A 13,930-nucleotide genomic window follows, 5' to 3' on the forward strand; every position below is an offset into this window, starting at 1 on the left:
ACCGTGTTCTTGCACTGCCCGTTAAGCGTGTGGAAGGTATCTTGGGGGCTCCTCCCGCCCCAAGGCGAACATGCCCTTCGATTCGAGCCCAATGGACGACCGAAACGAGCATCTCGCGCTTAGCGCCCCCGTGCTCCAAAGACTGGCGGGTTCGGACCTGATCGCACGCGGTTCGGTCAACATCATCAGCGTCAAGGCGATCCGCCGCTGGGCCGGCGACTGGTGGGACAAGAAGCGCGTCGACGTCTGGACCTATGTCGAGCGCAAGCTGGCCGAACATCTTGACCGCGCCGACCTGCGCGCGCGGATCGGCGAGGACGATTTCCTGATCGCCATGCAGAACGACCAAGGCTTGGCCGCTCAGGCAACCAGCGTGCGAATCCTTGAGGACGTGTTGACCCACCTGCTGGGCGCGGCCGAGGTGTCGGACCTGGGCGTGCGCGCGGTGATCGGGGTAGAAGCCGGCGGCGTTGTTTGCCGTCCGGTCGACGCGGCCGTCGTGCTGGCCGCACGGGCCCGTCGTGACAGCGCCCTCTCTCCGGTGCGTTTCGAAGTCGACCCGCTGGAGGAGACCCGTCGCACGCCGGTGGCCTTCACCACCGGCAGCGGAGCGGCCTTGCGTGTCGATTTCACCCTCGAGCACATGATCAGCGTGCGCCGCAACGTGGCGACCGCCGTTCGCATAGAGCCGGTGGTCACGCACCTGGGCTCGGGCAAGCAGATCAGCGCTCGCGCCGTCTCGCGCCTGCCCGACCGCGACGCCGCCTTCATCGACGAGGCGGCCCTGAAATACGCCGCCGTCTTCGCCCGCGCCACCCAGGGTCATGACCGTCCCGACCTGATCATACCGGCCTCGTTCCGCACCCTGGGAACCCAGCGCGGCCGCGACATGCTGACCGGCACCAGTGGGCTCTCGCTCGCCCTGCTGCGTGGCGGCGTGATGATGGAGTTGGTGGACGTCACCCGCGGCACGCCCGCCGGGCGTCTGCTGGAGGTTGTGGGCCTGCTCAAGGCCCTGACGCGCGGCGTCGTCGCTCGTGTGCCGCCCGAGAAGGAAGCGCTGAGGTCGCTGCGTGACGCGCGCCTGTATGGCTTAACCTTGGACGCCAGCGACCTGGTCGGCCCCGCCGAAAAGATCGCCGCCGAGATCATGGCCTTCGGTCGCGACGCCAAGGGCCTGGCGCCGATGCTCGCCCTGCAGGGCCTACCGGCCGAGGGCTATTTCGCCGCCGCCGAGACGGCTGGCCTGACCCACGCCTCGCTGCGGGCTTCCCATCCGATTTCCGCGAGCAGCGCCGCCAGGAAGATCACGGGATAGGCGTTAAGCAGCCGCCCGCCCCTGCCCGACGGTCCGCACGATGTCGCGGGCGTCATAGGTGTCGGCGTCGCGCGGGCGCTGGCCCTTGCCAAACACCACTTCCATCGAGCTGCTGACCGCCGGCCCAGGGCCGAGGTTGAAGCTCGTACCCAGGCCGACGCCAACGCCGCTCCTGCGCCCGTAGCTACCCGAGCCGCCGCCGATCGAGATCGCCGAATTGCCGCCCGAGCCGGTTTGCTGCGTCATGCGGTCGGCGACCCGGAACCAGTCATAGCCGTCGCGCAGGGCCAGTTCGGCAGCGCGCAGCAGGGCGTAATCCGAGACCTGGTTGACCGGCGCGCCGGGATTGCCCTTGAAGGTAACGCGGTAGCGGCCGGCCTCGAGCCGGTATTCGGAATAGCCCGCCGCCTGCGGCGCGGTCTGCGGCCCGTACAGCGTGGGCGACGAGGCGCACCCTGTAAGGACTGCGGCGGAAAAGGCGAGCGCGATCAGGCGTTTCATGGCGAATGTCTCCTGGCAGGCTTAACGAGCGTCCGGCCGTCCCTGTTCCAGGCCGGCGCGTTCCGGAACCGCGAGGCCCAGCCTATCCAGAACCGCGCGCATGTCGTCAGGGATCGGCGCTGAAATCCGCCGCTCACCCCCCTCGGGATGTGGGAAGACCAGGCTGACCGCGTGCAGCATCAGCCGCGGCACGGGCGCACCGCCCAGCATCAGCGCCCCGCCATAGCGGCTGTCGCCCGCGATCGGCCGACCGATCGAGGCCATATGGACCCGCAGTTGGTGCATTCGGCCGGTGTCGGGAGACAGCTCGACCAAGGCCGCGCCTGTTGTGGCCGCCAGGGTCTTGTAGCGACTGCGGGCGGTCTCGGCGTCGGGATGGCCTTCATCGCAGACGCGCATATAGGCCTCGCGACCGATCGACTCGCGGCGCAGGGGCGCGTCGATCTGCCCGCCGCGCGGCTCGGGCGCGGCGGGCGTGACGATGGCCAGGTAGGTCTTGCGGAACCGCTTACCCATCAGGGCCTTGCCCAGAAAGCTCGCGGCCGGCTTGGTGCGGGCGGTGAGGATCACGCCCGAGGTGTCGCGGTCCAGCCGGTGGACCAGCCGAGGCCGAGCCCGGTCGCGCCGCGCCAGGGCCCACAGCAGGTCGTCCAGCGTATGGGCCTGGATGCGTCCGCCTTGGCTGGAGAGACCGGCCGGCTTGTTGAGCACGAAGACGCTGTCGTCCTCGTGGATGACCAAGGACTTTGTGTACTCGATCTCGGCGGGCGTCAGAACGACGGGGGTGTCGGAGGCCTTGGGCTTGGGGGCCAAGGGCGGGCGACGCGACGGACGGTTCATGCCGCCTCCTCCTTCGGGGCGATCCACAGCGCGCGCGCGTTCAGGAACAGCCACAGCAGTATCAGACCCGCCGGGACCAGCGCCCAGCCGCCGCGCGAGCCGAAGCTGCTCAACAGGAATATCGCGAAGGCGAGCGGCAGGGCGTAGACGAGGTTAGCCACCGTGGCCTGCCAGTGCGGCGGCCGGCTGAGCACCAGCAAGGGCCCCCGTGCCCTGCGCCGCACGAAAATCGGCGTCATGATCAGGACCAGCGTCATCAAGGCGATCGGGATCATCGCCACCACCGCGCCCGCCAGCGGAATGGCGATGGCGTCGGACCATTCCGGCAGTTGCTCGCGATACATCCGGTGCAGCGGATCGGCCGCCAGGCCCGCCAGGGTCGCGACCAGGGCCAGCAAGGCCACGCCGATGACGATGAAGACGTTGCGCTGGGTGACTAGCAGCCGGCCGCCGAACCGCGCCGCCAGGGCCGCGACGATGGCGGTCAAGGCCCCGACCGTGACGCAGGCATAGGCCAAGTCGGCATAGAGCCATTTGTGCGTCGCGTACTTGGCCTGCAGCCTGTCGAACTGGATCGTCGCCCGCTTGAAGGCCTCGGGCGCGGGGTCGCCGAAATAGAACGTGCCGCGCAGGGCTTGAAGCTCGGCGAAATAGGCGTTGGAATTGCTGTGCCACGGCGTGACGAGCGCCAGCCACAGCAAGACGCCGCCCGCCAGCAGCAGAACCACAGACAGCAGAGCGATCACCTGGACCGCAGGCGTGAGCTTCACTTGCCGTCTCTCCGCAGGCGGTTCCAGGCGTCCAGCCGCTCCTTGACCTTGGCCTCGGCGCCGACAGGCTTGGGCTCGTAGAGGGTCGGCCGCGCCATGCCGTCCGGAAAGTAGTTCTGACCCGACACCCCGCCCTCGACGTCGTGGTCATAGGCGTAGCCGTCGCCATAGCCCAGGGTCTTCATCAGCTTGGTCGGGGCGTTGAGGATGTGGGCGGGCGGCGGCAGGCTGCCGGTCTCCTTGGCCGCGCGGCGGGCGGCCTTGTAGGCCATGTAGACGGCGTTGGACTTGGGCGCGCTGGCCATGTGGACCACGGCCTGGGCCAGGGCCAATTCGCCCTCGGGACTGCCGAGGAAGTCATAGGCGTCCTTGGCCGCCGTGGTCAGCAGCAGGCTCAGAGGATCGGCCGCGCCGATGTCCTCCGACGCCATGCGCACCAGGCGGCGGGCGATGAACAGCGGGTCCTCGCCGCCCTCCAGCATCCGCGCCAGCCAGTAGAGCGCCGCGTCCGGATCGCTGCCGCGCACCGACTTATGGAGCGCGGAGACCAGATTGTAGTGGTCCTCGCGGTTCTTGTCATAGGCCGGCCGGCGCTTCTGCAGGAACTGGCCCAGTTGAGTGGGGTTCAGCGGCGTGTCCGCGCCGACCGCTAGCAGGGTCTCGGTCAGGGTCAGCAGGTAACGCCCGTCGCCGTCGGCCATGGCCACAAGCGTGGCGCGGGCGTCGTCGTTCAGGGGCAGCTTGCGGCCCTCAGCATGCTCGGCTTTGACCAGCAGCGCCTCCAGCGCCTCCTCGTCCAGCCGCTTGAGCACAAAGACCTGGCAGCGCGACAGCAGAGCGCCGTTCAGCTCGAACGACGGGTTCTCGGTGGTGGCGCCCACCAAGGTAACGATCCCTTCTTCCACGAACGGCAGGAAACCGTCCTGCTGGGCGCGGTTGAAGCGGTGGATTTCATCGACGAACAGCAGGGTGCTCTGGCCGGCATGGCGACGCACGCGAGCCTGCTCGAAAGCCTTCTTCAGGTCGGCGACGCCGGAAAATACCGCCGAGATCTGCTGGAACTCGTAGCCGCCAGCCTTGGCCAGCAGGCGGGCGATTGTGGTCTTGCCCGTGCCGGGCGGGCCCCACAGGATCATCGAGGCCAGGCGGTGGGCCGCGGCCATCCGGCCGATCGGGCCATCGGGACCCAGCAGGTGTTCCTGCCCCACCACCTCGTCGAGAGTCTGGGGACGCAAGCGGTCTGCCAGCGGGCTAGGCGCGTGAGGCGTCAGGCCGGCGGCTTGGAAAAGATCGGACATTCTCTCTTCTAGCAGGGTGAACGGAACGGGGACACACACTCACAACACGGCCTGTACGATCTTGGCGAAAGATCTTGCCCTAAGTGGGTGTCCCCAGATCGCGCTCTACGCCCTCAGCCGCGCCGTGATCCGCTGGCCACCGCGTTCGATCGTCACCGCCCACACCGAGGCCCCTGCCTTGTTGACGGCGTCAAGCTCGGCGGTGGTGTTGATGGCCTTGCCGTTGACCTCACGGATGAAGTCGCCGGGACGCAGGCCGGCGTTCAGGGCAAAGCCCTGGCCGATCTTGGTGACCAGAACCCCGCGTCCAGCGAAGGGATCGACGCTCAGTTCCTGGGCCACGGCGGGCGACAGGTTGACGACGGTGGCGCCGTCGAACGGGCTGCGGCCCTTCAGCACGCGCTCGTCGCGGGCCGGAGTTTCCGGCGCGGCCTCGGCGCGAAGGGTCAGGGTCTGTTCCTTGCCGCCGCGGTTGATTATCACCGAGACCCGGTCGCCGACCTTGTGGGTGCCGATGGCGAAGGCGCCGCCGCCCTCGTCGTTCACGGCTTGGCCGTCGATGGAGAGGATCACGTCACCCTCGCGCAGACCCGCCCGCTGGGCCGAGCCGCCGGGATAGACGTCGGACAGCACAACGCCGCGCGGCGTGGCCAGGCCCAGGCTCTTGGCGATCTCGCCGGTCACGGGCTGGCCCTTCACGCCTAGCCAGGGCCGGACCACGCTGTGGCCGCCGCCCAGGGCTGTGCTCACCACCTGGCGCACCACGGCGGCCGGAATGGCGAAGCCGACGCCGCTGGACGAGCCCGAGCGCGAGATGATGAAGGTGTTCACGCCGATCAGGTCGCCGTCCATATCGACCAACGGCCCCCCGGAATTGCCGGGATTGATCGCGGCGTCGGTCTGGATGTAGCTCCCGAACTCGGCCGCGCCCACATCGGTGCGAGCCAGGGCCGAGACGATGCCGTTGGTCACGGTCTGGCCGACGCCGAACGGATTGCCCAGGGCCAGGACCAGGTCGCCGACCTCCAGCTGTTCCTGGTCGTCGATAGCGATCACCGGCAGGCGCTCGCCCTTGGTGTCGATCTTCAGAACGGCGAGGTCGGCGCGCGGGTCGTCCAGCAGCACCGTGGCTGAAAACTCTCGGCGGTCGGCGAGTTGGACGGTGACGTCGCTCATACCCTCGATATTGTGGTGATTGGTGATGATCACCCCGTCGGCGCGGACGATGGCGCCCGAGCCGAGCGAGCCCTGCACCTGTTCGCGCGGCGCACCGCCGCCGCCGCCCATGAAGAAGTCCCAGAACGGATCGGCCTGTTGACGCACGACGCGCCGGCTGGCGACATTGACGATGGCCGGGGCGGTCTTCTTCACCACAGGCGAGAACGAAGCCTTCATCGACATCGGGTCGGTGGGAACCCGACGGGTGGGCTGGGCCAAGTCGGGGATCGACTGGGCCTTCGACGCCCCCTGCGGCGAGCAGGCGGCCAGCACGGCCAGGGCGGGAAGCAGGACGCGATAGGATCGCATGGGGGTTTGGCGACTCCGTGAAACTCAGCCTGCCAAATCAGCTGAGCTTTCGGGCGCATTGATGGCCGCCAACGGTCGCGCATAGCGATAGGCCAGAACAACCGCCCCCAGCATCAGGGTCGCGGCGATCAGCACCGGCAGGCCGGGCATGTGCAAGGTGGCGTCATGGCGAACCGCCCAGGCGAAGGGGAACAGATAGAGCGACGGCCCGACGATGGCCGTGATGCCCATCATGGCGGAGTTCGCCCCCTGCAGTTGGCCCTGCTCCCACGGCTCGACACGGCGGGTCATCAGGCCCTGAAGCCCCGGTTGGATCAAGCCGCTGAAGGCGAAGATCGGCAGGCCGCAGAGATAGAGCCAACCCGTCGGCGCCAGGCCGTAGATCATGAAGCCCACCGCGCCCAAGAACAGGCCCATCAGCAGCGCCCCGCGCTCTCCGACCGCCTTGACGACGGGGCCAACCACGACGGTCTGCATCAAGATGCCGGCGATGCCGCTGCCCATCAGGGTCAGGCCGATGACATTGACCGGCCAATGATAGCGATAGCCCATATAGAGCACAAAGACGCTGGGCAGCACGTTGTGCGACAGCTGGAACAGGAAGCCGACACCGGCCAGGCCCAGCAGGTTGGGCTTGCTCCTCAAGAGGTTCAGCGAGCCGATTGGGTTGGCCTTCTTCCAGTCGAAGCGCTTGACCCGCTTCTCTACCGGCAGGGATTCGGGCAGCACGAAGAAGCCGTACAGCCAGTTGCACAGGGCCAGGGCCGCGCAGACCAGGAACGGAAGGCGATGGTCGAAATGCCATAGCCAGCCGCCCAGGGCCGGGCCGAAGGTGAAGCCCACCCCGAACGCCGCCCCCATCAGGCCAAAGCCCTTGGCCCGATCCTCGGGCTTGGTGACGTCGGCGACATAGGCGCCCGCGGTCGAGAAGCTGGCGGCGGTCATGCCGTTGAACACCCGGCCGACGAACAGCCACCAGATGGTCGGGGCAAAGGCCATGAACAGGAAGTCGATCCCCAGGCCGAAGATCGAGGTCAGGATCACCGGCCGGCGGCCGAAACGGTCGGACATCAAGCCCAGGATCGGCGCGCAGAAGAACTGCATCACGCCCCAGGTCGTGGCGAACAGCACGATCCATAGCGCGGTCGAGGCGGTGTCGCCGCCGTTGAAGCGCTTCATCAGCTCGGGCAGCACCGGGATCATCACCCCCAGCGACAGCACGTCGAGGCTGGCGGTGACGAAAATGAAGCCCAGCGCCGCCTGACGGTGGGTCTTGCTGATGGTCTTGGTCATGCGTCGCCCTCCCCCGGCGTCTTCCTTTGAACCCATAGCAGCGCGAATGGCCAGACCTGTCAGCAGCGCCTGCCACCACTCGCCGTGCCGGCGCAGGAACACGCCGTCGGGGAAGCGGCGCGCGCCACGTGCTCGATCGGCACAGTGTCCCAGCCGCGATGCTCGACGGTCACGCGGGTTTACTCCACCAGCCCCGCCTGGCGAAGGGCGCGCAGATGGCGGCTGATGGCCGGCGCGGTCAGGCTGGTGGCCTGGGCCAGTTCGCCTGCTCGACGCGGGCCCTGGATGTGCGCGCTCTCGATCGCCCCGGGTAAGGTGAGGGCCAAACGGCGGAAATCGCCGGGCGTCATGGTCGCGGTCACACCCAGCCTTGGATGACTTTCAGTCCCGAGTCCGCCTCGGCCTCCTGCTGGGTGACGGTCCTGACCGGCGCGCCCACGGCCCAGATAATGGGCCTCCGGGTCGGGGCAACGATAGGTGCGGTCGCCATAGAACTGATCGGCCGGCTCCATCAGGATCTCGGCCCCCGCAGCCCGCGCCCGTTCGCAATGGGCGTCGATACTGCCTGCCTCGACTGATCGACCGCGCGCTGAAGGCGAAGAGGTCATCATCCCACGGCGCGGTAAGCCTGTCGCCGTGCTGCGGGCGATCGCGGCGCGTGCTCCTGGGACCCCGCAGGCGACCTATGCCTGGCTGCGTGCCCGCCGTCAGGCGCGAAAGCCAGCCGGGATCAGCTCCGCTGATCTGCTCAACGAGCTTTACGAGAACCCCGAGGCTTGAGCGTCTATTTGGACGCCGGCGTCATCGTACCCACCCACGATCGAAGAGGTCAGCAGCGCGCTTCACGCCGCCACGTGCCGCCGGGAAGACTTTTTGCGTAACCCTGGACAATCGCCTGGCGCTGGCGGCGGCGGAATTGGGCGTTCGGGTCCAGCTTCTCGATTAGGGCAAGCCGCAGGAGCGGACGGTCGCGGCTTGCTCTAGGCCCGCTCATCACTCAAACCTCCATGCTATGGACGCAGCGGGTGATTGAGCAAAAGACGCAGAGATTCGCCGCCCTTGACGGCCTGCGCGCCGTGGCGGCGGCGGGGGTGCTCCTCTACCACGTCACCGACTGGTCGGGACGCAAGGGCGTGGTGGCCCACGGCTATCTGGCGGTGGATTTTTTCTTCTGCCTCAGCGGCTTCGTGCTGGCCCACGCGTTCCAACGGCGCGACATCGGCTGGCTTTCTTATCTCTGGATCCGCGTCGTGCGGATCTGGCCAATGCTGGTGCTGGCGACCTTCATGGGCGCGATCCTTACTGCCCGGCACAGCCCGCCGGTCTGGCTGAACCTGACACGCGGCCTGTTGCTGATCCCGCGGCTGGACCCCACGCCCTACGGGACCTTTCCCAGCCTGTTCCCGTTCAATCCGCCGGCCTGGTCGCTATTTTTCGAGGTGCTGATCAGCGCCCTGTGGTTCCCGGTCCGGCGCATGCCGAGCGCCGGGCTGGCGACCATCCTGATCGTCTGTTTCGCGGTCATGCTGTGGGGCGCCCTGGGCATGCATGGGATCGAGACCGGCTGGGATCGCGCGACCTTCTGGATCGGACTGGCGCGGTCGACCTTCAGCTTCACCCTGGGCTGGCTGGCCTGGCGCTATCGCCATAGGGCCCCAGGGTCGGGTCTTGTGATCCCGGTGGTTCTGCTCGCCGCCGCCCTGTTCGCGCCGCTCACGCCGCGCAACGAGTTCTACGACCTAGCCTGCGTGGCGCTGCTGTTCCCGGTGCTGGTGTGCATGGGCGCCCACGACCCTAACGGCCGGCTCGGCGCTTTGTGTCGTGGCGCGGGTGATCTCTCCTATCCGCTCTACGCCCTGCACTGGGCGGCTTGGGCGATGATGATGCGGATCTATGCGCAAGGCGAACCGGCGTGGTTCCCCCTGTGGTTCTGCGGCGCGGCGCTGGTCTTCACCCCGCTGATCGCCTGGATCGCCTCGCAGTTCTACGACGCGCCCCTGCGGAGGTGGCTGAGCGGATTGGGGCGCTAGAGCATTTCCCGACCTGACTGCGCCAGGCCGTGAGCTCTAATCTTTTGTTTTGACGCATTTTTCTTCACGCGAACCGGAACCACTTCGCTCGAAAAATTCTCTAGCCGCAGCCGTGCTTGCCCGCCCGGGGTTGGCCGCCGTTAAGCCAATCGACCAGGGCAACGACATAATCGCGCTGAGCGTCGAGGATCGAGGTATGGCTCGACCAAGCGTCGACCACCACCGAACGGCAGGCGCGATCGGCGATCGCCACCTGGGCGGCTCTCCAGTCGCGATCCAGCGGCGCGGTCGGACGACGGCTCGCGACGATCACCGCCACCGGGATGGTCAGACGCAGCGGCGGCAAGATGTCCACTGCCTTGAGACCCGCGACGATAGCCTGCACCTCTTCGGAAGCCGCGTGAGTGCTGGAGCGGCGGGTCCAGGTCAGCTCACGGCGCGCTGCGGCCTCGGCCGGCGGATGGATCTCGCTCAGCCAAGGGCCCAGGCGCGACAGGCCCGTCGCGCGGGCGAACGGCGCCAGGCCGGTGAGCTGTCGCTCCTTTTCAAGGTCAGCCAAGGCCAGTGGATGGTTCTGTACGTCGGTTCCGACCGCATCGACCAGCAGCAGGCCAGCCGTTCGTTGGGGCCACAGCCGGGCGAAGGCCTCGACATAGAGTCCGCCGTTGGAGTGGCCCGCCAGGATTACCGGCCTGTCGCCTTCCTCCTGGGAGACCAAGGCCTCCAGACGCCGGGCGATCGCCACCGGCGAGCGGTCGATGGCTTCGACCTCCAGCGGCGCGAGGCCAAGGCCAACGCGGTCATAGGCGCAAACCCGGCCGCGCTTTGCGAGGTCGCGCTCGACCAAGGTCCAGTCGGCCACGCCGCCGAACGCTCCGGCTTCAAGGATCACCGTCGGCCGCGCGGTGCGCTGGCCTTGGCACTCCAGCACGGCGGCCCTCTCACGCGCCAGCTCCTGTCGGGCCGCCGTGGCGCACCCGGAAAGCGCCACGGCCAATGCCACGGGCAGAAAAATGCGAAGCCTGTGAATCACACGTCCTCCCGGACGAGGATCAAACGCCCCATCGCGATGCAGGGCAAATGCCGCGCGCCTCAAGAGGCGTTCTTGCGCGCCGGAGCCTTTTTGGTGGGCGCCTTGGCGGCGGGCTCCTTCTTGGCCGCCAGCTTGACCGCCGCCATGCCGGGCTTCTGGCCCAGGCTCTTGCGCAGGGCCTCCATCAGATCGACGACATTGGTGTTGTCTGGCTCCTCGACCGTGACCTTGGACTTGCCGCCCTTTTCCTTCTGCGCGATCAGGGCGCGCAGGGCGTCCTCGTAGCGGTCCTTGAATTGGCTGGGGTCGAAGGGACCTTCCTGCTGTTCGATGATCTTCTCGGCGATGGCCACCATCTGGGGATCGGCCTTGCGGTCAGGGATGTCGTCGAACAGTTCGCGGGAGTCGCGCACCTCGTCATGGCTGCGCAGGGTGTAGGCGATGAGACCGTTATCGCGCGGCTCGATGGCCATCAGGCGCTCGCGAGTGTGCATCACCACCCGGCCCAGGGCGATCTTGCCCGCGCCGGCCATGGCGTCACGGATCACCGTGTAGGCGTCCAGCGCCAGCTTGCCGTCTGGCACCAGGAAATAGGGATTGTCCCAATAGAGCCGGTCGATGTCGCCGGCGTCGACGAAGCGCTCGATGTCGATGACGCGCGTGCTTTCCAGGCGGACGCTCTCGATCTCCTCGGGCGTCAGGATCACATAGTGGTCCTTCTCGTATTCGTAGCCCTTGACAAGGTCGGCGCGATCAACCGGGCCCAACTCGGGGTCGGTGGCGATCATCTTGATCCGGTTGTGGGTCTTGGGATGCAGCAGATTGAAGCGCACCTCGCCGCCGGGGCTGGTCGCCGTGTACATCGCTACCGGGCAGGTGACCAATGAGAGGCGCAGATGGCCTTGCCAAGTGGGTCTCGCGGCCATGTCATGCTCTCCCTCCGGCCCGGACAGCCAGGGCTGGTGTTTCGTTGGCGGCCTTGGGCAAGGCGGCCTCCCTTGTCGTCATGTGGGGCGGCTCGCGCAGCGCCGAGACGAAGTCGTCTCGCCAGGCGGTGACGTCGTGGCGGGTGACATTGTCGATCAATGCTTCCCAGCGGCGCTTGCGATCGGCCAGATCCATGCTCAGAGCTCGGCTCAAGGCGTCGGATATCTCTTCGGGGCTGTTGGGGTTTATGATCAACGCCTCCTTCAGCTGCCGTGCCGCGCCGGCGAAGCGCGAGAGGATCAGCACGCCCGGATCGTCAGCGTTTTGCGAGGCGACATATTCCTTGGCCACCAGATTCATGCCGTCACGCAGGGGGGTAACCAGGGCAGCCTTGGCAGCGCGATAGACCCCGGCCAGCTCGTCGCGGCGATAGCTGCGATTGAGGTAGCGGATCGGATTGAAGTCCATGTCGGCATAGGCGCCGTTGATCCGCCCGATCAGCCCGTCTAGCCGCCCGCGCAGGTCCTGGTAGGCCCCGACCTCGTCGCGCGAGATCGGGGCGATCTGCAGCAGCATGACCTCGCGACGGGCCTCGTCATTGTCGTGCAGGAACCGCTCGAAGCCGATCAACCGTTCTTCCAGTCCCTTGGAATAATCTAGGCGATCAACGCCAACGATCATCTTGCGAAACACGCTGTGGGCCATGAGCCGGTCATAGACCCGGTTGGCGCGGAAGCTGTCCTTGATGCGGTCGAAGTCGGCCGCGTCGATGCCAATCGGGAAGGCGCCAGCCTGGGTGGTCTGGCCGAAGGCCGTCAGCCGCCCATCATCGGTGCGCTCGCCGCCCACCTCGTTGAACACATAGCCCTCGAAGGCCTGGACGCTCTCCTCGGTCTGGAAGCCGATCAGGTCGTAATGGAACATCGCCTCGACCAGCGGCCTATGGCGCGGAAGGGTCACCACCAGCTGGTGAGCGGGCCACGGGATGTGCAGGAAAAAGCCGATCCGGTTGGTCACGCCAAGCCGGCGCAGCTCCCGCGCCATCGGGATCAGGTGGTAGTCGTGCACCCAGATGATGTCGTCGGGCTCGATCAGCGGCAGCAAGGTCTCGGCGAAGCGCTTGTTGACCCGGTCATAGCCCTCGCCGAACGAGCGGTCATAAGCGGTCAGATCGACGCGATAGTGGAACAGCGGCCACAGGGTCTTGTTGGCATAGCCGTTGTAATATTCCTGGTAGTCGTTCTCCTCGAGATCCACGGTGGCCACCGTCACCCCGTCAGCCTTCTGCATGTTCAGCTGGCCGGTGAACGTCTCGGTGGTCTTGCCGCTCCAGCCAAACCAGATGCCGGAATATTCGCGCAAGGCCGCGCCTAGGGCCATGGCTAGGCCGCCGACGCTTTCGTCGCCCTTGCCGGTGGGCGGATTGACGCGGTTGGAGACGACGATCAGGCGGCTCATGCGACGCTCCTCCCGCCCCCGGCGCCCCCGGCTCCAAGGGCGACGCTCAGCCAGTCGAGCACGGCTCCGCAGTCTTCCAGACGATAGACTGCCTGGGTCGGACGCTCCGGCCCGACTAGCACGCCATAGCCGCCTAGGCGGGCGGCGGCGGCGAAGCCGTCCTCGTCGGTCAGATCGTCGCCCACGAAGACCGGGCAGGCCCCGTCGAACGGCGCCTCGCGCAGGAAAGCCGACACCGACTTGCCCTTGTCCTGGCCGGGGGTTCGCAGCTCGGCGACCATGTCACCCAGTTGCAGGACCAGTTCGGAGGACTGGGCCAAGCGTTCGGCGGCCTCGATCACGGCCTCGGCGGCGGAGGGCGCATTGCGATAGTGCAGGCCTACGCTGAGACCCTTGTCTTCGAACAACAGGCCCTTGTCGCTGCGGGCCAGATCGCGCAGCACGCCGCGCGCATAGTCGAGGTGGGCGTGCGGTTTAGCGCACTCCACGCCGTGGGCGCCCCGGCGGACAAGGCCGTGGACGGCGGCGATGGCCGGAACGCGGCCTTCCAGAATGCGATCAAGGTCCTTCAGCGCGCGGCCGCTGACCACCGCCACGCGGCCGTCCAAGGCGCGGGTCAGGTCGTCGAGCAGCGCCGCGCGGCGCGCGTCAGGGCCAACCTGTTCAGGCCGGGGCATGATCGGGGCTAGCGTGCCATCAAGGTCGAGAAAAAGGGCCGCGTGGGGCGGCAAGGCGACAGGGGGTGGTGGCAAATCATCCGACGCATGCCGAACGGCTGACCCAAACGCGGTCATGGCGATAAGGCCCTCTCCGAAGACTACAGGCTTGAGAAACGCACTGGACAGCCGTTTCGATCCGTTGCGCTGCGGCGAAGCTCGGTCACGATGCGCTCACGTCGCTGTGCGAGACCGAAGGTGCGACAGCTCTCGAAATCG

12 protein-coding genes and 1 pseudogene are annotated in these 13,930 nt (G+C 67.4%); 2 read left to right on the top strand and 11 right to left on the bottom strand.

The annotated features are described in order from the left end of the window. Window positions 1–70 precede the first annotated feature (70 nt). Complete coding sequence (locus ACP694_RS09945) at window positions 71–1,318, top strand: hypothetical protein (protein ID WP_426011979.1); 1,248 nt, start codon at window positions 71–73, stop codon at window positions 1,316–1,318. Between the two features lie 3 nt (window positions 1,319–1,321). Here the strand turns inward: ACP694_RS09945 and ACP694_RS09950 are convergent, their stop codons facing one another. From ACP694_RS09950 to ACP694_RS09980, 7 genes and pseudogenes are all read right to left on the bottom strand, one after another. Then, on the bottom strand, window positions 1,322–1,819 hold the full coding sequence (locus tag ACP694_RS09950) for a CC0125/CC1285 family lipoprotein (protein ID WP_426011980.1): 498 nt from the start codon (window positions 1,817–1,819) through the stop codon (window positions 1,322–1,324). A 21-nt stretch (window positions 1,820–1,840) separates the two neighbouring features. Beyond that, window positions 1,841–2,659, bottom strand: coding sequence for an RluA family pseudouridine synthase (locus ACP694_RS09955; protein ID WP_426011982.1), 819 nt, complete (start codon window positions 2,657–2,659; stop codon window positions 1,841–1,843). Then, window positions 2,656–3,429: a hypothetical protein gene (locus ACP694_RS09960; RefSeq protein WP_426011984.1), complete on the bottom strand. Its 774-nt coding sequence runs from the start codon at window positions 3,427–3,429 to the stop codon at window positions 2,656–2,658. Before ACP694_RS09960 ends, ACP694_RS09955 begins: the two co-directional genes overlap by 4 nt. Next, on the bottom strand, window positions 3,426–4,727 hold the full coding sequence (locus ACP694_RS09965) for a replication-associated recombination protein A (RefSeq protein WP_426011986.1): 1,302 nt from the start codon (window positions 4,725–4,727) through the stop codon (window positions 3,426–3,428). Before ACP694_RS09965 ends, ACP694_RS09960 begins: the two co-directional genes overlap by 4 nt. Before the next feature lie 105 nt (window positions 4,728–4,832). Further along, complete coding sequence (locus tag ACP694_RS09970) at window positions 4,833–6,254, bottom strand: Do family serine endopeptidase (protein WP_426011987.1); 1,422 nt, start codon at window positions 6,252–6,254, stop codon at window positions 4,833–4,835. Between the two features lie 24 nt (window positions 6,255–6,278). Then, entirely contained in the window at window positions 6,279–7,547 is a 1,269-nt protein-coding gene (locus tag ACP694_RS09975; RefSeq protein WP_426011989.1) for a TCR/Tet family MFS transporter, read from the bottom strand. A 182-nt stretch (window positions 7,548–7,729) separates the two neighbouring features. Next, window positions 7,730–7,825: pseudogene (locus ACP694_RS09980) on the bottom strand (ArsR family transcriptional regulator); the annotation flags it as partial. Window positions 7,826–8,554: 729 nt separating this feature from the next. On the opposite strand from ACP694_RS09980, the gene ACP694_RS09985 reads away from it, so the two are divergent. Continuing rightward, window positions 8,555–9,577, top strand: coding sequence for an acyltransferase family protein (locus tag ACP694_RS09985; protein WP_426011990.1), 1,023 nt, complete (start codon window positions 8,555–8,557; stop codon window positions 9,575–9,577). A gap of 100 nt (window positions 9,578–9,677) precedes the next feature. Here the strand turns inward: ACP694_RS09985 and ACP694_RS09990 are convergent, their stop codons facing one another. The 4 genes from ACP694_RS09990 to otsB all read right to left on the bottom strand — a co-directional run bounded on the left by ACP694_RS09990 (window position 9,678) and on the right by otsB (window position 13,789). After that, a complete protein-coding gene (locus ACP694_RS09990) occupies window positions 9,678–10,568 on the bottom strand; it encodes an alpha/beta fold hydrolase (protein WP_426011992.1) in 891 nt (296 codons plus the stop codon). A gap of 101 nt (window positions 10,569–10,669) precedes the next feature. Beyond that, complete coding sequence (locus tag ACP694_RS09995) at window positions 10,670–11,536, bottom strand: Ku protein (RefSeq protein WP_426011993.1); 867 nt, start codon at window positions 11,534–11,536, stop codon at window positions 10,670–10,672. 1 nt (window position 11,537) lies between these two features. After that, window positions 11,538–12,995 carry an alpha,alpha-trehalose-phosphate synthase (UDP-forming) gene (locus tag ACP694_RS10000; protein ID WP_426011995.1) on the bottom strand — a complete coding sequence of 486 codons (1,458 nt, stop codon included), beginning with the start codon at window positions 12,993–12,995 and terminating at the stop codon, window positions 11,538–11,540. Further along, window positions 12,992–13,789, bottom strand: a complete 798-nt coding sequence (otsB, locus tag ACP694_RS10005) for a trehalose-phosphatase (protein WP_426011998.1) — start codon at window positions 13,787–13,789, stop codon at window positions 12,992–12,994. Before otsB ends, ACP694_RS10000 begins: the two co-directional genes overlap by 4 nt. Between the last annotated feature and the right edge of the window lie 141 nt (window positions 13,790–13,930).

This window comes from Caulobacter sp. DWR2-3-1b2 (assembly GCF_049896345.1).
GTDB lineage: Bacteria > Pseudomonadota > Alphaproteobacteria > Caulobacterales > Caulobacteraceae > Caulobacter.

Excerpts from the sequence above, each read along its gene's own strand:
- ACP694_RS09945 (WP_426011979.1), top strand. The coding sequence starts at position 71 with ATGCCCTTCGATTCGAGCCCAATGGACGACCGAAACGAGCATCTCGCG.
- ACP694_RS09950 (WP_426011980.1), bottom strand. The coding sequence starts at position 1,819 with ATGAAACGCCTGATCGCGCTCGCCTTTTCCGCCGCAGTCCTTACAGGG.
- ACP694_RS09955 (WP_426011982.1), bottom strand. The coding sequence starts at position 2,659 with ATGAACCGTCCGTCGCGTCGCCCGCCCTTGGCCCCCAAGCCCAAGGCC.
- ACP694_RS09965 (WP_426011986.1), bottom strand. The coding sequence starts at position 4,727 with ATGTCCGATCTTTTCCAAGCCGCCGGCCTGACGCCTCACGCGCCTAGC.
- ACP694_RS09970 (WP_426011987.1), bottom strand. The coding sequence starts at position 6,254 with ATGCGATCCTATCGCGTCCTGCTTCCCGCCCTGGCCGTGCTGGCCGCC.
- ACP694_RS09975 (WP_426011989.1), bottom strand. The coding sequence starts at position 7,547 with ATGACCAAGACCATCAGCAAGACCCACCGTCAGGCGGCGCTGGGCTTC.
- ACP694_RS09985 (WP_426011990.1), top strand. The coding sequence starts at position 8,555 with ATGCTATGGACGCAGCGGGTGATTGAGCAAAAGACGCAGAGATTCGCC.
- ACP694_RS09995 (WP_426011993.1), bottom strand. The coding sequence starts at position 11,536 with ATGGCCGCGAGACCCACTTGGCAAGGCCATCTGCGCCTCTCATTGGTC.
- ACP694_RS10000 (WP_426011995.1), bottom strand. The coding sequence starts at position 12,995 with ATGAGCCGCCTGATCGTCGTCTCCAACCGCGTCAATCCGCCCACCGGC.
- otsB (WP_426011998.1), bottom strand. The coding sequence starts at position 13,789 with ATGACCGCGTTTGGGTCAGCCGTTCGGCATGCGTCGGATGATTTGCCA.